Here is an 18,780-nt window from a genome sequence, read left to right on the forward strand (position 1 = left end):
GAGACCGCGCCCGCGCCGGCTCCCGAGCCTGCCCCGCAGCCCGAGCCGCAGCCCGCACCAAGGCCCGAGCCCAAGCCTGCGCCCAAACCGGCCCCCAAACCCGCGCCCAAGCCCGCCCCCAAAGCGCCGCCCAAGCCGGTCGCCAAGCCTGAGCCCAAGGCCAAGGAGACGCCCCGGCGCGAGACCAAGCGCCCGGCGCCCGAAAAGAAGACCACCAGCCGCCGCAAGGAAAGCGCGATCGACGATATCGTCTCGCAGCCGTCCGCGTCGAAATCGACGTCCAAAAGCCCGTCCAAGGCCAAGGACGAACCCAGGAAGGCTGGCGGAAGCCGGATCGGCTCGAACTTCCTCGACGGGGTGAGCGGGGCGTCCGATGCTCAGGGTTCGGGTACGCCCGCGGCCGAGATCGGGCCGAGCGCGCGCTCGGCGCTGTCCGCCTCGATCACCCGCCAGCTCAAGCCGCACTGGAATCCGCCTTCGGGCGTCGATGTCGACAAGCTGGTGACCGTGCTCTCGTTCGATCTCAACAAGGACGGGAGCCTGGCGGGCAAGCCGCGCGTTGTACGCCAGCGCGGGATCACCGATTCCAACCGCGCGCAGGCCGCCCGGCACGCCGAGCAGGCCATTCGTGCGGTTCAGCTTGCAGCCCCGTTCACTTTGCCCGCAGAATACTACAACGCGTGGAAGCACGTATCGTCCTTCGAATTTGACTTGAGGCTCTCGCAATGACCGCCCGATCCCTTTCCCGACTTCTCGCCCTTGCTCTGCTGGGGAGCGCCCCCGTCATGGCGCAGGCGCAGGTTCAGCCGCCCGTCGAGCCGCAGGCGGCGTCCGCGCCCGGCGATGGCCAGGATGGCGGGCTGACCGGCTCGGTCTCGGCCGACGGCGCCTGGCAGGATCTGGGCATCGCGATCACCACGTTCGCGACCGACGCCGACGTGCCCACGCAAACCAACGCCGGATCGACCGCGCAGCTGGGCAACGCGATCTCAAGGGTCGTCGCCGACGATCTGAAGGACAACGGCCTGTTCAAGCCCTCGGGCCCCGACGGTCTGCCGCGCCCGCGCTTTGCCGAAGTGACCACGCCCAACTTCCCGCTCTGGGCGACGGGCGGCACCGACATGCTGGTGCAGGGCTATGTCCACGCCAACGGTGACGGCACGCTGACGGTGGGCTGCTACCTCTACGACGTTGCGCTCAAGCAGCAGCTGACCAAGGCGGGCTGGAAGGTCAATCCGGCCGACTGGCGCCGCGCCGGGCACAAGTGCGCGGACCTTGTCTACTCGCGCCTTTCGGGGGAAAGCCCGTTCTTCGATTCCAAGATCGCCTACATCGCCGAGACGGGGCCCAAGGATCACCGCATGAAGCGGCTGGCGATCATGGATTCGGACGGTGCCAACCACCGCTACCTCACCAGCGGACAGGCCATGGCGCTGACCCCGCGCTATTCGCCCGACTATTCCAAGATCCTCTACCTGTCGTATCTGAACGGCCAGCCCAGCGTTTATGCCTATGACCTGGCGAGCAATTCGCAGAAGCTGATCTTCCGCACCACCAACCCGACGATGGCCCCGCGCTGGTCGCCCGACGGCAAGTGGGTGCTGTTCTCGATGTCGCAGGCCGGGCGCACCGACATCTACCGCATTTCCTCGGCCGGGGGCGGCACGCCGCAGCGCCTGACCGATGGGCCGGGCATCAACATCGGCGGCAGCTACTCGCCCGATGGCAGCAAGATCGTGTTCGAGAGCGACCGTTCGGGCTCGCAGCAGGTCTACGTGATGAACGCGGATGGTTCGAACCAGCACCGCATCAGCTTCTTCGGCGGCCGCTCGGCGACGCCGGAATGGAGCCCGCGCGGCGATCTCATCGCCTTCACCCACATCGCGGGCAACTTGCGCATCGCGGTCATGTCGCCCGACGGCAAGGGAATGCGTTACCTCACCAACTCGTGGCAGGACGAAGCGCCGACCTGGTCGCCCAATGGGCGCATCGTGCAGTTCTTCCGCACCGAGAAAGGCTCGGGCCTGGCCTCGATCTGGCAGGTCGACCTGACCGGCCACAACGAACGCAAGCTGCCCACCCCGGTGGGCGCCTCGGACCCCGCCTGGGGGCCGATCCGACCCTGACACGGCGCCGCAGAGCGCACGCAAGGCGGCGGCCGGCGCAGGCTGGCCGGCGGCTTTGCGTGACAGGGTCTATTCATCTTGACAGTGTGAACAATTGCACGGAACTACGCTTTTCGCTGGCCATTACTATCGGCTGAGCACCAGAGGAGATTACCCGATGTCTTCCCCCCTTCCGACCGCCCGTTTCCTGAAGAGCGGAGCCACCATCCTGCTCGTGGCCGGTGCGCTGAGCATTTCGGCCTGCTCGCACAAGAAGGCGCCTCAGGAACTTCCGCCCGAGCCGGGCCCCGCACGCACCACCACCACGCCGCCCTCGGGCCAGCCGCTCGGCCCGCAGCCCGGCAGCCAGGCTGATTTCGCGGCCAAGATGATGGGCGCGGACACCATCTACTTCGACACCGACAAGTACGACATCGACGCGATGGACCAGCAGGCGCTCGCCAAGCAGGCGCAGTGGCTGATGATGTACCCCAACAAGCAGGTGACCGTCGAAGGCCATGCCGACGAGCGCGGTACGCGCGAATACAACCTTGCGCTGGGCGAACGCCGCGCCAACTCGGCCAAGAACTATCTGGTGAGCCTGGGCGTCGCGCCGGGCCGCATCACGACGATCAGCTACGGCAAGGAACGCCCGGTCGCGCTCGGTTCGAACGAGCAGGCCTGGGCGCAGAACCGCCGCGCGGTGACCGTCACGATCGACTGAGACGGGTCGCCTTACTTAGGCGCCTGACGCGAGAGCTTTGTTCTTTCGCGAAATGATCGGGAAATTCGCCAGTTCGCCCGTCCGTGCCCTCGCTTGCGAGCGGCGCGGGCGGGCGCTGGCTTTGGGCTTGCCAAAGGGGGCCGGGCATCGGCGCGGTTGGGCGAATTGGCCGCAAGAGGCTTGCAACGAGGCAAGCGGACAGCGTAACGGCTGGGGAATGAGCCGCGCACGACGCACCGACAACTGGGGATTCCCGCGCTGGGGAGGCTACGGCAGCTCGCGCGAGGCCGCGCAGGTGCGCCTGTGCGATCGCCACGGGTGCACCGAGCGAGGCGATTGCCCCGCCCCGAAAAGCCCCAACAGCCCGGAACGCTGGTACTTCTGCCAGAAGCACGCGGCCGAATACAACGCGGGTTGGGATTACTTCGCCGGGCTCGACAAGGAAGAAGCGCAGCAGCGCGAGGCCGAAGAGCGCTCGGAAACCTCCGGCTACCAGGAATCGGCGCATTACGGCTGGGCAGGCTCGGGCGATGGCACGCGCAGCCGCGACGAACTGCGCGCGCTTGAGGCGCTGGGGCTTGATCCCGACGCCGATTTCCAGGCCGTGCGCCGGGCCTGGCGCGCCAAGGCCAAGGAAGTCCACCCCGACGTTCGCCCCGGCGACGCGGAGGCCGCCAAGGCCTTCCAAACCTATCAGCTGGCTTACGAAGTGCTCCGCGCGGCCGAGGAGCGGCGCGAATGGCACGGCTAGGCCTTTAAAAAGGCGCCACGTATTTCGCCTCGCTCAGGCGGGCGCGAGCGCCGCATCCATCCAGCGGCGTACTACGTCGAGATCGGGCAGCACCGCGTGCGCCAGCGTGGCGACATCGGGCGCGGGGGTGACGAGGTCGGGGACGAGCAGCACGGTCATGCCCGCAGCGGCCGCCGCCTTGAGGCCATTGGGCGAATCCTCCACCGCCACGCAGCGCGCCGGATCGGCGCCAAGGTTGCGCGCGCTGACAAGGTAGGGCTCGGGATGGGGCTTGGGGTCCTCGACGTCGCTCAAGGTGACGATCGAATCGAACAGCGCGAGGAAACCGGCGTGTTCCAGCTTCTCGAGCGCCTTTTCGCGCCGGGTCGAGGTGCACAGGCCCAGCGGCACGCGCGCCTGGCTGAGCGCGGTGAGCAGCGCCGTGGCGCCCGGCTTGATCGGGATGTCGGCGCGCCACAGCGTGTCGAACAGCGCGTCGGCCCTGGCGTTGAAGGCGTCGAGATCGGCGTGCTCGCCCCACAGGCGGCGCAAGGTGAGGTCGTTGACCTCGCGGTGGACGCCAACGAAGCCGTTGTGGATTTCGGCGGGAAGATCATGGCCGAGTTCGCGGGCGGTTTCGGCCTGCGCGCGGCGGTGGAGCGCTTCGGTATCGATCAGCGTTCCGTCCATGTCGAAAATCACCGCTGCGGGGCGGGCGGGCGCGAAGGGGGGCGGGCGAAGGATCGCATCGGGCGCGTTGGTCACTGGCTGGTTCCGATCGTGGTTGGGGAGGGGGAGGTCACGACGGGTTCCCACCTAGGAACTGGCCTTGGGCGCTGTCAACGGGAAGGCGCGGCTTCTCCTTGGAACAATTGCGCGGGCCGGGCCTTGACTCTGACATGATGTCAAACCCTATCTGGGGTAGCGTCATGCAAAGGAGGAGCCCGATGGCGCCGTGTAATTCCGATTCCTCACCCACGCCCGAAACGGCAGCGCCCCCCGCCTCGGACGCGGGGCACGCGCACCATGGGTGCTGCCTTCATGGCGAGGACAAGGCCCCTGCACGCGCGAGCGACCCGGTCTGCGGCATGAGCGTCGATCCGGCGAGCGCGAAGCACAGCGCCGAGCATGACGGCCAGTCCTATTATTTCTGCTGCGCTGGCTGCCGCACCAAGTTCCTTGCCGATCCCGCCCGCTATCGGAAGGCATCGAGCGAGCCCGATCCGGACCGCGATCCCGTTTGCGGGATGCGCGTCGATCCGGCGAGCGCCAGGCACAGCGCCGAGCATGACGGGCACACCTACCACTTTTGCAGCGCGGGCTGCCGCACCAAGTTCGTGGCCGACCCGGCACGCTATCTCGATCCGCAGCCGGTGGCCGAGGAAGACGTGCCCGAGGGTACGATCTGGACCTGCCCGATGGACCCTGAAATCCGTCAGGACCATCCGGGCCCGTGCCCGATCTGCGGCATGGCGCTCGAACCCGAGACGGTTTCCCTCGACAGCGGGCCCAACGCCGAGCTGGTCGACATGACGCGCCGGTTCTGGATCGCGCTGGCCCTTGCGCTGCCGGTGTTCGGGCTCGAGATGGGCGGGCACCTCGTTCCCGCGCTGCATCATCTGGTGCCGCAGCGCCTCTCGATCTGGGTCCAGCTGGTGCTGGCGAGCCCGGTCGTGCTGTGGGCCGGTGCGCCGTTCTTCGCGCGCGGCTGGGCTTCGGTGAAATCGCGCCACTTCAACATGTTCACGCTGATCGCGCTCGGTACCGGAGTGGCCTGGAGCTACAGTCTCGTTGTCGCGCTGGCGCCGGGGATCTTCCCGCCGGCGCTGCGTGGGAGCGATGGCCTCGTCCCGGTCTATTTCGAGGCGAGCGCGGTCATCGTCGTGCTGGTCCTGCTGGGGCAGGTGCTCGAACTGCGCGCGCGCGAACGCACGTCGGGCGCGATCCGCGCGCTGCTCGAACTGGCGCCGCGCACGGCCCGGCGCATCGCGCCGGACGGCCGCGAAGAAGAAGTGCCGATCGAGGAGATCGCGGTCGGTGAACGCCTGCGCCTGCGCCCCGGCGAAAAGGTCCCGGTCGATGGGGAAGTGGCTGAAGGGCGCTCGACGCTCGACGAGGCGATGCTCACCGGCGAGGCTATGCCGGTTGCCAAGGGGCCGGGCGATGGCGTGATCGCGGGCACGATCAACCAGGGCGGCGCGCTGGTCATCACCGCGGGCAAGGTCGGGCGCGATACGATGCTTTCGCGGATCGTCCAGATGGTCGCCGAGGCGCAGCGCTCGCGCGCGCCGATCCAGGGGCTGGCCGACCGGGTCGCGGGGTGGTTCGTGCCCACGGTCCTGGCCGTTGCGGTGCTGGCCTTTGCCGCCTGGATGCTGTGGGGCCCGCAGCCGCGCCTCGCGCACGCGCTGGTCGCGGCGGTCTCGGTGCTGATCATCGCCTGCCCCTGCGCGCTGGGGCTGGCAACGCCGATGTCGATCATGGTCGGCATCGGGCGCGGCGCGGGGCTCGGCGTGCTGATCCGCAACGCCGATGCCCTCGAACGGCTCGAAAAGGTCGATACGCTGGTGCTCGACAAGACCGGCACGCTGACGCAGGGCAAGCCGCGCGTGGTGGCGCTTGAGACGGTGGGCGGCTGGAGCGAAGCCGATCTGCTGCGTCTCGCCGCGTCGGTCGAGCAATCGTCCGAGCATCCGCTCGCCGCCGCGATCGTCGCCGAGGCGCGTGAGCGCGGGCTTGACCTCGCCTCTGCCGACGATTTCGCGGCACCTACCGGGAAGGGCGTGAAGGCCCGTGTCGAGGGCAAGGCGGTCCTGCTGGGCAATCAGCGTTTTCTCGAGGAGGAAGGGGCCTGGGACCGCGCGCTCGCCGAACGGGCCGATGCTCGCCGGGCGGATGGCGCGACGGTGCTGTTCGCGGCGATCGATGGCGCGCTGGCGGGGCTCTTCGCGATTGCCGATCCGATCAAGGAGACCACGCCCGAGGCGCTGGCGGCCCTGCGCCGGCAGGGGTTGCATCTGGTCATGCTGACCGGCGACAACCGCCGCACGGCTGAGGCGGTGGCGCGCACGCTCGGGATCGAGGAGGTCGAGGCCGACGTCCTGCCCGACCGCAAGAGCGCGGTGGTTGCCCGGCTTCAGGGCGAGGGGCGCATCGTGGCGATGGCCGGTGACGGTATCAACGATGCTCCCGCGCTCGCTGCGGCGGACGTCGGCATCGCCATGGGCACCGGCACCGACGTAGCCATCGAAAGCGCGGGCGTGACCCTGCTCAAGGGGGATCTCACCGGCATCGTCCAGGCGCGCCGGCTGGGGCAGGCAACCTTGCGCAACATTCGCCAGAACCTGTTCTTCGCCTTCGTCTACAACGCGGTCGGCGTGCCGGTGGCGGCGGGCGTGCTCTACCCGGTGTTCGGGGTGCTGCTCTCGCCGATCCTCGCGGCGGCGGCGATGTCGCTCTCCTCGGTCAGCGTGATCTCGAACGCCTTGCGGCTCAACCGGAGCGCGCTGTGAACATCGGCGAGGCCTCTAAGGCGAGCGGGGTTTCCCCGCGCATGATCCGCCATTACGAAAAGATCGCGCTGGTGCCCGCTCCGGCGCGGCGTGACAGCGGCTACCGCGATTACGACGCGCGCGACGTGCACCGCCTGCGCTTCATCGCCAACGCGCGCGATCTGGGCTTTTCGGTGGGCGAGATCGCCGAACTGCTCGACCTGTGGGAAGATCGCGCGCGCGCGAGCGCGCAGGTCAAGGCGCTGGCGCTGGCGCATATCGACGCGCTCGACGCCAAGATCGCGCAGCTACAGGCGATGCGCACGACGCTCCATCAACTGGCGGACCGTTGCCACGGCGATGGTCGGCCCGATTGCCCGATTCTGAGCGAACTGGCCGACCCGGAGCGCTGAGCCGCGTCAGACCATCGTTTCGGGGCGGACCACCCGGTCGAACGTCGCCGCGTCGACCAGTCCCAGCTCGAGCGCGGCGGCGCGCAGGGTCTGGCCGGTCTCGTGCGCGTGCTTGGCGATCTTCGCCGCGCTGTCGTAGCCGATCTCGGGCGCGAGCGCGGTCACCAGCATCAGCGAATTATCGACGAGCTGGGCGATGCGCGCGCGGTTGGGGGTGATCCCCTCGACACAGCGGGTCGCGAAGCTGTCCATCCCCACGCTCAGCAGGTGGATCGAGCGCATGACGGCCGCTGCGATCATCGGCTTGAACACGTTGAGTTCAAACGCGCCCTGAAGCCCGCCAACGGTGATCGCCTGATGGTTGCCGATCACTTGCGCGGCGACCATCGTGAGCATCTCGCACTGGGTGGGGTTGACCTTGCCCGGCATGATCGAACTGCCCGGCTCGTTCGCCGGAAGTTCGAGCTCCCCCAATCCCGAACGCGGGCCCGAGCCGAGCCAGCGGATGTCGTTGGCGATCTTGGTCAGCGCCACGGCGAGCGTGTTGAGCTTGCCCGAAAAATCCACCAGCGTGTCGTGGGTCGCCAGCGCTTCGAACTTGTTGGCGGCCGAAACGAAGGGCAGGCCGGTCAGCGCGGCGAGTTCGGCGGCGACGTCATCACCGAACCCCTCGGGCGCGTTGAGCCCGGTGCCGACCGCGGTGCCGCCGATGGCGAGGCGGCACAGGCCATGCTCGATCAGTGGCAGGGTGCGCGTGCGGGCAAGGCGCAACTGGGCGTAGTAGCCTGAGAATTCCTGCCCCAGCGTCACCGGTGTCGCATCCTGCAAATGCGTGCGGCCGATCTTGACGATGCGGTCCCAGGCCTGCGCCTTGGCGTGGAGGGCGGCTTCGAGCGTCTCGACCGCAGGGATCAGCGACCGGCTTGCGGCGAGCGCGGCGGCGACGTGCATGGCGGTCGGGAAGCTGTCGTTCGAGGACTGGCTCTTGTTGACGTGGTCGTTGGGGTGGACCGGGCTCTTGCCGCCGCGTGTGCCGGTCAGGATCTCGTTGGCGCGGCCCGCGATCACTTCGTTGACGTTCATGTTGGTCTGCGTGCCGCTGCCGGTCTGCCAGATGACCAGAGGGAACTGGTCGTCGAGCGTGCCCTCGATGACTTCGATCGCGGCCTGTTCGATCGCATCGGCAAGCGCGGGATCGAGCCCGTGGCGCCGGTTGACCCGTGCCGCGGCCTGTTTGACCAGCGCCATGGCGTGGACGAGGGCGATCGGCATGCGTTCGCTGTCGCCAAAGGGGAAATTGGCGTGGCTGCGCTGGGTTTGGGCGCCCCAGTAGGCGGTTGCGGGGACCGCGATCGCGCCGATGCTGTCGCTTTCGATCCGGGTATCCATGCGTGCTGACCCTCTCTTATGACTCTGGCTCTTGTGACTCTGGGGCTCTCGTGACTGTGGGAACGATGTCCCGTGCCAAAAAGGTAGGGCGCGGCCGCAGGGTTTTACAGGGTGCGCCGAGGTGAATTCGCGGGCGGGAAGCGCGCGCGCGGTGCAAAGGCGATAATACCAAAAAAATCCCCCGCCGCTGTCGAGCGACGGGGGATAAGGTCGTCAGAGTCTGAGGGAATTTCAGAAACTCGAGCGAGTCCTTACGGCCGGTGATCGAGCCTAGCCAGTGCTGCGGTGCAAAAAATTCGTATGGCGAACAAAAATGGCCTCTAATGTGTATTGAGGGGGCTACTTTAAGCGTTTTTACGGAGGGACGGAGCGATCCAGGACTCTGTTTCCGCGCTCGAACAGCGAAATCCATGCGGGAAAAAATTCGCAGGACGACCAAACAGGGGCCGAATCGCACGCGCGGCGATCGGGTGATTCGCTGGCTGCGGTGCCCTGAAATCTCACAAAAAGTCGATATATCAGATGGATGTATTGCTTTGTGGATATCTTCTTTTTTGATTCAAGGACGATCGTCAAGTATTCTATCTGTGGGTAGTTGGTGGGCTGGGATTACTTGCTGGTCGGTGGTTATGGCGGAAGTATCGCTTCGGTCGAGCCGGGGCTCGATCTTTTGATTATACTTTTGCGGTATTTCTTTGGTCCTGCGTTTCGACCGCGATCCGATCGCCGGGAGCGAAGGGTCCGTGATGCGCGTTTCACGTTCGCATCGGCAGGGCGGGACCGCGTTCGAAGGGCTCTCTACGAATCATTGCTTGTTGCAGTTATAAAGTTACAAGATGAGGTCCATATCTTGCAAAGGGCGCAAAGGCGTTTGTGCGGGGTTGGAAGCCGGCCGGGCAGCAGCTACCCCGGCTAGTGTATGGCTAGCTGTTGAATGGAAGCGTAAATGCCCGTGGTTCGCCGAAGCCGAGTTGAAACGATCCCGTCGCACGATGGGCTCGCGGCATTCGTGCGCACGGCGACCCCCGACCTTGATCGGCGGCGGCATCCGGCGAAATAACACGAAGCCAGTAGGCGGAGATGATGATGAGTGCAGGTGAGAAGACGTCCGTTGCCAAGAAGCCTTCCAGGACGAAGCCTTCCAAGCCATCCGAGAAACGCGTCACGGCTCCGCCAGCGAAGGCCCGCAACGGGACGAACGCGGCCATGAGCGGCTGCGAGAGTGCGCTGGCCGATGCCATCCGCTCGGGCCTGCTGCCCGGTGACGGCGCGCCCGACCAGCCCTGGATCGAAGATGCCGCCCAGTTCCTGGTCGCCGCCGGTGCGTCGCGCGCGGCGGGCCAGTCAGTCGTCGAGATCGCCTCGACCAGCGAGGAACGCCGCCTGGTGCGCGTGGCGCTGGTCAACGACGACATGCCCTTTCTTGTCGATTCGACGGCCGCGGCGCTCGCCTCGCTGGGGCTGGTGATCGACCGGCTGGTTCACCCGATCGTCGGTGTCGAGCGCGATGCGGACGGGCGCATCGTGCGGATTTCGGCCGACGGGCAGGACGTCAAGGGACGCGAGTCCTTCATCTATATCGAGATGGCGCGGATCGACGCTCGCCAGCGCCGCGAACTGCAGGCAACGCTCGAGGGGACGCTCGCCGACGTGCGCAGCGCCGTCGCCGACTGGCCGCGCATGACCAAGGCGCTGGCCGCCGATGCCGCCATCGTCGAGGACGTGGAAGGGGCCGCGCTGCTCAAGTGGTTCGCGCAAGGCATGCTCACCGTGCTTGGCCACGTCACGCGCGGACGTGACGGCGGCCACAGCCAGAAGCTGGGCATCTGCCGCCGCGGGATCAAGACGCTGCTGTCCGATGCCAGCTTTGCGCGCGCGTTCGAAATCTTCGACGGGCAGCTCGCCACGGGCAAGGTCGTCGCGCCGATGGCGATCAAGGCCAACCGCATCGCCACGGTCCACCGCCGCGTGCCGCTCGACCTGTTCCTGGTGCCGGTCATCAAGCAGGGCAAGGTCGCGGCGATTTCGGTCCACGCCGGGACCTGGACGAGCGAGGCTCTGGCCTATCCGCCCGACCGCGTGCCGCGCCTGCGCGGGATGCTGGCGAGTCTCGCCACCAAGCTGGGCTGCGATCCGCGCGGACATACCGGCAAGGCGCTGGCCCATGCGCTGACCAGTCTGCCTCATGACCTCGTGCTGGGTCTGGCGGCGGCCGACGTGGAGCGGCTGGCCGGCACCATGACCGGGCTGGTCGATCGTCCGCGTCCGCGCCTGCTGCTGGCGACTGCACCGCTGGTGCGGCATCTCTTCGCCTTCATCTGGCTGCCGCGCGACATGGTCTCCACCCAGATGCGCCAGCGCATCCAGGCGCTGGTCGAGGATGCCACCAGCGCGCCCGCGCTCGACTGGAGCCTCCAGGTCGAATCGGGCAACCTCGCCATGCTGCGCTACACCTTCGACATTCGCGAGGGCGCGAGCGAGCCCGACGAGGCCGATCTCGATCACCGCCTGCAGGTCATGCTGCGCGGCTGGAGCGAGGCGGTGGGCGCCGCGCTCGCCCAGCAGTTCGAACCTGCCCGCGCCGAAGCGATCGCGCTGCGCTATGCCGAGGCCTTTCCACTCGGTTACCGCAGCGAATACGGTCCGGCCGAAGCGGCAATCGACATCGCGCACATGCGCAAGATCGTGGTCGGCGAATCGGGTGAGGGCAAGGCCCCGCTCGGCTCACGCGATGCGCGCCTCTACGCGCACGAACAGGATGTGCCCGGCAGCCTTCGCCTCAAGATCTACCAGGCCGGGGGGCAGTTGCCGCTGTCCGACGCGGTGCCCGCGCTCGAGAATTTCGGGTTCCGCGTGCTGGCCGAAGTGCCCACGCCGCTCGATCAGGGGCGCATCGGCACGATCCACGATTTCACGCTCGAACTGCCCGTCGGGCGCAGCGCCGAAAGCGTGCTCGGGCTTGCCCCGATGATCGAGGATGCGCTCTGCGCGGTGCTCAACGGGCATGGCGAGAACGACGCCTTCAACCGCCTGGTGCCGAGCCTTGGTCTTTCCAAGCGCGAGGGCAACTGGCTGCGCGCCTGGTATCGCTACTTGCGCCAGGGCGGCATGCACTTCGGCATCGCCACCGTGGTCGAGGCGCTCGAAGGGGCCCCGGCGGTGACACTGGGCATCGTCGACCTGTTTCGCGCGCTGCACCAGCCCGATTTCAAGGGCGATCGCAAGGCGGCGCAGGACATGGCCGAGGAGGCGATCCGTGAGGGCCTTGCGGGCGTGGGCGCGATCAACGATGATCGCCTGCTGCGCGCCTATCGCGATCTCGTGCTGGCGATGCTGCGCACCAACGCCTTTGCCGCGCCGGGCCAGCTCGCGCTCGCCTTCAAGTTTGATTCCGCGATGGTGCCGGGTCTGCCCAAGCCGCTGCCCTGGCGCGAAATCTTCGTCTATTCGCGTCGGGTCGAGGGTATTCACCTGCGCGCCGGGCCAGTCGCGCGCGGAGGGCTGCGCTGGTCGGACCGGCGTGATGACTTCCGCACCGAAATCCTGGGGCTGATGAAGGCGCAGCGCGTCAAGAACGCGGTCATCGTGCCGACCGGCGCGAAGGGCGGGTTCTATCCCAAGCAGCTTCCCGATCCCGCGCGCGACCGCGCCGGATGGGCGGCCGAGGGGCAGGCGAGCTACGAGATCTTCATCGCCACGCTCCTCTCGATCACCGACAACATCCACGATGGGGCGGTGATCCATCCCGAGGACATCGTCATCCGCGACGGCGAAGACCCCTATTTCGTGGTCGCCGCCGATAAGGGCACGGCCAAGTTCTCGGACATCGCCAACGGCATCGCGCAGTCGCGCGATTTCTGGCTCGACGACGCTTTTGCGAGCGGCGGCTCGAACGGCTACGACCATAAGGTGATGGGCATCACCGCGCGTGGTGCCTGGGTGTCGGTCCAGCGCCACTTCCTCGAAATGGGGATCGACGTGCAGACCGACCCGGTGCGCGTGGTGGGCTGCGGCGACATGTCGGGGGATGTGTTCGGTAACGGCATGTTGCTGTCCAAGGCGATCCGTCTGGTCGCCGCGTTCGATCACCGCCACATCTTCATCGATCCCGATCCCGACGCAGCAGCCAGCTGGGCGGAGCGCAAGCGCCTCTTCGACCTGCCGCATTCGAGCTGGGACGATTACGACAAGTCGTTGATCTCGAAGGGCGGCGGGGTCTTCCCGCGATCGATGAAGTCGATTCCCCTGAGCCAGGAAATCCGCGATGCGCTGGGCTTCCAGGTCTCCGAGATCGATCCCGATTCGCTGATTTCGGCGATTCTGTGGGCCAAGGTCGACCTGCTCTGGTTTGGCGGCATCGGGACGTATGTGAAGTCCTCGAGCGAGAACAACGCGACCGTGGGCGATCCCGCCAACGACGCGCTGCGCGTGAGCGCCAACGAAGTGGGCGCGCGGGTCATCGGCGAGGGCGCCAATCTGGGCGTGACCCAGGCCGGCCGTATCGAGTTCGCGCTCAAGGGTGACGGCGGGCGCGGTGGGCGCATCAACACCGACTTCATCGACAATTCGGCGGGCGTTGACTGTTCGGACAACGAGGTCAACATCAAGATCGCGCTCGCCGCGGCCAAGCGCGCGGGCAAGCTGTCCGAGAAGAAGCGTGTCGAGCTGCTGCGCGACATGACCGAGGAAGTCTCGCAGCTCGTGCTCGAAGACAACCGGCTCCAGGCGCTGGCGCTGTCGATCGCGGGGCGCGGCGGGGCGGATGCGATCCACTCGCACATCCGGCTGATCGAGATGCTGGAAGAGGGCGGCAATCTTGATCGCGTAACCGAGGGGCTCGCCGAGAACGAGGCGCTGGTGCGCCGTGCGCAGGACGGACGCGGGCTGGTGCGGCCCGAGCTGGCCGTGCTGCTCTCGTCGAGCAAGCTGGTGCTGCAGGACGCCATCGAGAAGAGCACGCTGCCCGAGGATTGCGGCCTTCGTCCGATGCTCGAAGCGGCCTTTCCGGGGCCGATGCAGGCCAGGTTCAAGCCCTTTATCGCCGAGCACCGGCTGGCGCGCGAGATCATCGCGACCAAGCTTGCCAACCGCATCGTCAACCGCATGGGGCTGGTCCACCCCTTCGAACTCGCCGAGGAAGAAGGCGCGACGCTGGGGCAGGTCGCGGCGGCCTATTCGATCGCGGAGCGGCTGTTCGATCTGCCGCGGCTCTGGGCCCGGCTGGAGAACGCGCCGATGGGCGAGGAAGCGCGGCTGGCGCTGTTCGACGGTGCGGCGATGGCGGTGCGTTCGCACATGGCCGACCTCTTGCGCGCGGGCGCGGGTCGCGTGGCGCCGCACGAGCTTGAAGCGCGGCTCGAACCGGGCATCGCGCTGCTCACCAACGACGTCTACGAACTGCTGGGTGATCGCGGGCAGAGCCAGTCGGCGCGGATCTTTGCGCACCTGAGCGCGCTTGGCGCGCCTGAGGAAGAAGCGCGCCTGGTGACGCGCCTGTTCGATCTCGACGGCGCGGTGGGCCTTGCCGATCTTGCCGCCGATGCGGGCATCGCGCCGCGCCGGCTGGTCAACGCTTTCGTCTCGCTGGGCGCCGGGCTCGGGCTCGACTGGGCGCAGGCGAGCGCGGCGATCATGACGCCGAGCGATCCGTGGGAGCGCCTGCTGGTCGCGGGGCTTTCGCGCGATTTCCAGCAGATGCGGCTCGACTTTCTCAAGGCGCTGGGCCGCACCAAGGCGGGCAAGGCCGATCTGGAGGCGGCAACCGCGCGCTGGTGCAAGGACAACGCGGGCGCCATCACCGGCCTTCGCAACGTGGTGCGCCGGGCCGAGGAGAGCGGTACGCACACGCCCGCGATGATGGCGCAGATCGCGGTTCAGGCGCGCAACGTGCTTACCCGCTGAACGCGATCAGGATGACAGATGACGCCGGATCAGCCTTCGGGCTGGTCCGGCGTCGACGCGTCGGGGTGGACGAAGCGGCGCGCGATGGTGCGCGCAAGCCAGGGCCCGATCAAAAGGATCGCGGCCATGCGCGTGGTCTGGAGCGTCATCACGAAGCCCACGTCGACAGGGGAGGAAGCTGCGACGATGGCGATCGAGTTCATGCCGCCAGGGCTCGTCGCAAGGTAGGCGGTGGCGATGCTCACCCCGGCGATACGCGCGACGATAAGTCCGAGCGCGAAGCAACTGGCCATCATGGCCAGGATCGCGACCAGCACGGCGGGCAGCGCGGCGCGGGCGCGCGTAACGCTTTCGCGGGTGAAGCGCGCGCCGATGCCCCAGCCCACGATCAGGTAGGCCAGCGCGACAAGCGCGCGCGGCAGGGTGAAGTCGGTGAACACGCCGGTCGCGTTGAGGATCGTACCGAGCACCAGCGGTCCCAGAATGTCGGGTGCGGGCAGGCGCACGAGGCGGCCCAGCAGCAGCCCCGCTGCCGCCGTGGCGAGCGTTGCGCCAAGCGCCACGGGATCGACCGGCCACAACCAGGGCAGGGCGGCGCTGGCGACCGCATGGCCGCCCGTCTCGTCGCCAAGGATCATCGCGAGACCCGAGGCTCCCAGCGCGACCATGATGACGCGGACGTAGGTCATGAAGGCGACCATGCGGAAATCCTCGCCGCTGTCGCGCGCCATGAGCACCATCGCGGTGGCGAGGCCGGGCGCAGAGCCCCAGATCGCGACGGCTCCGGGCAGGATGCGCAGCGCGGCGAGCAGCATGCCGGTGCCGAAGGCGACCGCGAGCGTGGCCAGCGCGCTGCCCACGAACAGCGGCCAGTCGGTGAGGAAACGCGCGAGCACCGGCGGGCCCATCGAAGAAGCGATGAGGCTGCCGACGAGCGCCTGCGCCAGCGCGAAGAGCGCGGGCGGGGTGTTCATCGAACGTCCGCGCAGCGCCATCGCGATCGCCGCGAACATGGGGCCGAGCATCAGCGCGGCCGGGACGCCCAGCGCCTCGCCGCCCAGGCCCAGGACGAGCGAGAGGGCGATCAGGACCAGCCAGGGGCGTGCGTGCTTGAGGATCGGGGGCAAACAGGGTCCGCTGGAACGAAGGGTTTGAACACCACTGGCCCTAGGCCGCGTCGATGGGCTTCGCAAGCGCTGTGGAACTGGCCGGGATGCGGACGGTACGCGGGCCGCCCACCCCGCTGCGACTAGCATCGCCTCCGGCTCTGCAAGTCTCGCTGCCCCTCCCGCCAGCGGGAAGGGGGGACATGACGCGTCGCCCTCCCGCTGGCGGGAGGGCCGGAAGGCTTGGGACCGAAGGGACCTAGCCGGACGGGGTGGGCTAACCACGCCATCCGCAACCGCGTATTGGCGTTCGTGGTCGAGGCGTCGGTTCCTAGCCCAGCGGAAGGCGGCGCGGCGGCTTGACCGTTTCGAGCACGATGATCGACTTCACGTCGCGCACGCCGGGAATGCGCAGCAGCGACTTGAGCGTGATCTGCGAAAGATGCTCGACATCGCGCGCCACCACGTGGACGAGATAGTCCATGTCGCCGGTCACCGCGTGGCAGGCGATGACGTAGTCGTTGTCGAGAATGGCGCTCTCGAAGCGCTCGATATTCCCGTCGCGGTGGGCTTCCAGGTTGATGAGCACGTAGGCGCTCAGTTCGAGGCCGAGCCGTCGCGGATCGAGCACGGGCTGGTAGCCCAGGATCACGCCATCTTCCTCGAGCTTGCGGATCCGGCGGCTGACCGGGGTTGCGGAGAGCGCGGTGCGTTCGGCGACTTGCGCCACGGGCATGCGCGCGTCGTCCTGAAGCGTGGCGAGGATCTTGCGGTCGAAAGCGTCGATGGGCATTGATCACCTAACCAGATGGCTGTTGTTGGTCGAATACACCCTTCTGGCCTCTTTTTGGAGCGGATTGCGCACGGATCAGCCAGGCGCCTCGTGCTACACTCGCGCGATGGAGAAACCGCACACGTCCACGACGAGAAGCGGCCTTCGCGGAGAGTATGCCCTGGCCGGGCCCGATTACACCGTGGCGCAGGCCTGGGGGGACTACACCGAGGAGATGCACGCGCGCTGGCGCCGGCTCTACGCCCGCCAGTCGGCTCTGGTGCGCGAACACGCCTGCGCGGCCTTTTGCGAAGGGCTGGCCCGGCTTGACTGCGCGCAGGGTGTCCCCAGGCTGGAGGAGGCCAATGCGCTGCTCGGCGCGGCGACCGGCTGGCGGCTGGTGGCGGTGCCCGGTTTCATTCCCGACGCGGTCTTCTTCGACCATCTGGCGCATCGCCGTTTCCCGGTGACGTGCTGGCTGCGCGAGGAACACGAGCTGGACTATCTCGTCGAGCCCGACGTGTTCCACGATTTCTTCGGCCACGTGCCGATGCTGCTCGATCCCGCCGTGGCCGATTTCCTCCAGCTTTACGGCGAGGCAGGGGCCAGGGCGATGGCGCACGACGGGCTCGAGATGCTGGCGCGGCTCTACTGGTACACGATCGAATTCGGGCTGGTGCGCGAGAAGGGCGCGATCAAGGTCTTTGGCGCGGGGATACTCTCGTCGGCGGGTGAGACACGCTACGCCGCGACCGATCGCGGCGTGCTGCGCCTGCCGTTCGAGCCCTTGCGGATCATGCGCACCGCCTACCGCATCGACCGCTTTCAGGACGGCTATTTCGTGCTCGAAAGCCTGCCCGAGCTGATCGACGGGCTCGTCGGGCTCGATTTCGGTCCGCTTTACGACATGTGGCGCGCCACGGCGCCGATCGCAGCGGGCGAGCGCCTGCCCGGCGAAACCAGCATAAGCCTGCAAGGAGAAGCGGCATGAGCGACCTTTTCGACAATCCCATCGGCCTCGACGGGTTTGAGTTCGTGGAGTTTTCGGCGCCCGAAAAGGGCGTGCTCGAACCGGTGTTCGTGGCCATGGGCTTTACCCATGTGGCGCAGCACCGCTCCAAGGACGTGGCGCTCTGGCGCCAGGGCGGGATCAACTTCATCACCAATTACGAACCGCGCAGCCCGGCCTGGTTCTTCGCGCGCGAGCACGGCCCCTCGGCGTGCGGCATGGGGTTTCGCGTGCGCGATGCGCGCAAGGCCTACGCCGAACTGCTCGCCCGGTCGGCCGAGCCGGTCCAGGTCGAGACCGGGCCGATGGAACTGCACCTGCCCGGTATCCGGGGGATCGGCAATTCGATCATCTATCTGATCGACCGCTATGAAAGCGCGGAAAATCCCGGCGCGCTGTCGATCTATGACATCGATTTCGACTATCTGCCGGGGGTGGAGCGGCATCCGGCGGGAGCCGGCTTCCACGCGATCGATCATCTGACCCACAACGTCTATCGCGGGCGCATGGCCTACTGGGCGAACTATTACGAGAAGCTCTTCAACTTCCGCGAGATCCGTTACTTCGACATCAAGGGCGAATACACCGGGCTGACCAGCCAGGCGCTGACCGCACCCGACGGGCGCATCCGCATTCCGCTCAACGAGGAAGGCGAGGGGGGCAAGGGCCAGATCGAGGAATTCCTGCGCGCCTTCAACGGCGAGGGTATCCAGCACATCGCGCTCGTCACCGACGATCTGATGACGGCCTGGGACCACCTCAAGGCGCTCGGCGTGCCGTTCATGACCGCCCCGCCCGAAACCTACTACGAGATGCTCGAAGCGCGCCTGCCGGGGCACGGGCAGCCGACCGGGGCGCTTGAGGCGCGCGGCATCCTGCTCGACGGGACGACTACGGGCGATAGGCCCCGGTTATTGCTGCAGATCTTCGCCGAGCCGCAACTTGGTCCGGTCTTTTTCGAATTCATCGAGCGTCAGGGCGACGATGGATTTGGAGAAGGCAATTTCAAGGCGCTTTTTCAATCGATTGAACGCGATCAATTGCGTCGGGGTGTGCTTTCCGTCACGGAATGACAGCCATATACGTAATAATACTGTGTGAGGCGAAGCGGTGACGGTCGAAAACGACGCTCGAACTTCG

General features: G+C 67.3%; 13 protein-coding genes. 9 read left to right on the top strand and 4 right to left on the bottom strand.

From position 1 onward, the window contains the following. The 4 genes from MTR62_RS03340 to MTR62_RS03355 all read left to right on the top strand — a co-directional run. Positions 1–729: hypothetical protein (locus MTR62_RS03340; RefSeq protein ID WP_244016934.1), on the top strand; the 729-nt coding region annotated here is incomplete at its 5' end. Further along, on the top strand, positions 726–2,126 hold the full coding sequence (gene tolB / locus MTR62_RS03345) for a Tol-Pal system beta propeller repeat protein TolB (protein WP_244016936.1): 1,401 nt from the start codon (positions 726–728) through the stop codon (positions 2,124–2,126). The genes MTR62_RS03340 and tolB, both read left to right, overlap by 4 nt. Before the next feature lie 157 nt (positions 2,127–2,283). Then, positions 2,284–2,829 carry a peptidoglycan-associated lipoprotein Pal gene (pal, locus tag MTR62_RS03350; RefSeq protein WP_244016938.1) on the top strand — a complete coding sequence of 182 codons (546 nt, stop codon included), beginning with the start codon at positions 2,284–2,286 and terminating at the stop codon, positions 2,827–2,829. A 217-nt stretch (positions 2,830–3,046) separates the two neighbouring features. Continuing rightward, a complete protein-coding gene (locus MTR62_RS03355) occupies positions 3,047–3,580 on the top strand; it encodes a J domain-containing protein (RefSeq protein ID WP_244016940.1) in 534 nt (177 codons plus the stop codon). 33 nt (positions 3,581–3,613) lie between these two features. On the opposite strand, the gene MTR62_RS03360 is transcribed toward MTR62_RS03355, so the two are convergent. Then, positions 3,614–4,324, bottom strand: a complete 711-nt coding sequence (locus MTR62_RS03360; protein ID WP_244016942.1) for an HAD family hydrolase — start codon at positions 4,322–4,324, stop codon at positions 3,614–3,616. A gap of 182 nt (positions 4,325–4,506) precedes the next feature. On the opposite strand from MTR62_RS03360, the gene MTR62_RS03365 reads away from it, so the two are divergent. Both MTR62_RS03365 and cueR read left to right on the top strand, forming a co-directional pair. After that, positions 4,507–7,071: a heavy metal translocating P-type ATPase gene (locus MTR62_RS03365; RefSeq protein ID WP_244016944.1), complete on the top strand. Its 2,565-nt coding sequence runs from the start codon at positions 4,507–4,509 to the stop codon at positions 7,069–7,071. Further along, the gene (gene cueR, locus MTR62_RS03370; protein WP_244016946.1) at positions 7,068–7,463 is read left to right on the top strand and encodes a Cu(I)-responsive transcriptional regulator; all 396 of its coding nucleotides are present in this window, start codon (positions 7,068–7,070) and stop codon (positions 7,461–7,463) included. The genes MTR62_RS03365 and cueR overlap by 4 nt, the downstream gene beginning before the upstream one ends. 6 nt (positions 7,464–7,469) lie before the next feature. Here the strand turns inward: cueR and fumC are convergent, their stop codons facing one another. After that, on the bottom strand, positions 7,470–8,852 hold the full coding sequence (fumC, locus tag MTR62_RS03375; protein ID WP_244016948.1) for a class II fumarate hydratase: 1,383 nt from the start codon (positions 8,850–8,852) through the stop codon (positions 7,470–7,472). A 1,206-nt stretch (positions 8,853–10,058) separates the two neighbouring features. On the opposite strand from fumC, the gene MTR62_RS03380 reads away from it, so the two are divergent. Further along, complete coding sequence (locus MTR62_RS03380; protein WP_244016950.1) at positions 10,059–14,753, top strand: NAD-glutamate dehydrogenase domain-containing protein; 4,695 nt, start codon at positions 10,059–10,061, stop codon at positions 14,751–14,753. 29 nt (positions 14,754–14,782) lie between these two features. Here MTR62_RS03380 and MTR62_RS03385 read toward each other — a convergent pair whose 3' ends face one another. Both MTR62_RS03385 and MTR62_RS03390 read right to left on the bottom strand, forming a co-directional pair. After that, entirely contained in the window at positions 14,783–15,880 is a 1,098-nt protein-coding gene (locus MTR62_RS03385) for an AbrB family transcriptional regulator (protein ID WP_244016952.1), read from the bottom strand. 310 nt (positions 15,881–16,190) lie between these two features. Next, complete coding sequence (locus tag MTR62_RS03390) at positions 16,191–16,652, bottom strand: Lrp/AsnC family transcriptional regulator (protein WP_244016954.1); 462 nt, start codon at positions 16,650–16,652, stop codon at positions 16,191–16,193. Positions 16,653–16,758: 106 nt separating this feature from the next. Here MTR62_RS03390 and phhA point away from each other — a divergent pair, with 106 nt between their 5' ends. Both phhA and hppD read left to right on the top strand, forming a co-directional pair. After that, a complete protein-coding gene (phhA, locus tag MTR62_RS03395) occupies positions 16,759–17,622 on the top strand; it encodes a phenylalanine 4-monooxygenase (RefSeq protein ID WP_244016957.1) in 864 nt (287 codons plus the stop codon). Beyond that, on the top strand, positions 17,619–18,713 hold the full coding sequence (gene hppD / locus MTR62_RS03400) for a 4-hydroxyphenylpyruvate dioxygenase (protein ID WP_244016959.1): 1,095 nt from the start codon (positions 17,619–17,621) through the stop codon (positions 18,711–18,713). Before phhA ends, hppD begins: the two co-directional genes overlap by 4 nt. The last annotated feature ends 67 nt before the right edge of the window (positions 18,714–18,780 follow it).

The sequence above is a fragment of the Novosphingobium organovorum genome (assembly GCF_022832435.1).
GTDB classification, from domain to species: Bacteria; Pseudomonadota; Alphaproteobacteria; order Sphingomonadales; family Sphingomonadaceae; genus Novosphingobium; species Novosphingobium organovorum.

Coding starts and splice junctions, on each gene's coding strand:
- pal (WP_244016938.1), top strand. CDS start 2,284: ATGTCTTCCCCCCTTCCGACCGCCCGTTTCCTGAAGAGCGGAGCCACC.
- MTR62_RS03380 (WP_244016950.1), top strand. CDS start 10,059: ATGAGCGGCTGCGAGAGTGCGCTGGCCGATGCCATCCGCTCGGGCCTG.
- hppD (WP_244016959.1), top strand. CDS start 17,619: ATGAGCGACCTTTTCGACAATCCCATCGGCCTCGACGGGTTTGAGTTC.
- phhA (WP_244016957.1), top strand. CDS start 16,759: ATGGAGAAACCGCACACGTCCACGACGAGAAGCGGCCTTCGCGGAGAG.
- fumC (WP_244016948.1), bottom strand. CDS start 8,852: ATGGATACCCGGATCGAAAGCGACAGCATCGGCGCGATCGCGGTCCCC.
- MTR62_RS03355 (WP_244016940.1), top strand. CDS start 3,047: ATGAGCCGCGCACGACGCACCGACAACTGGGGATTCCCGCGCTGGGGA.
- tolB (WP_244016936.1), top strand. CDS start 726: ATGACCGCCCGATCCCTTTCCCGACTTCTCGCCCTTGCTCTGCTGGGG.
- MTR62_RS03390 (WP_244016954.1), bottom strand. CDS start 16,652: ATGCCCATCGACGCTTTCGACCGCAAGATCCTCGCCACGCTTCAGGAC.
- MTR62_RS03365 (WP_244016944.1), top strand. CDS start 4,507: ATGGCGCCGTGTAATTCCGATTCCTCACCCACGCCCGAAACGGCAGCG.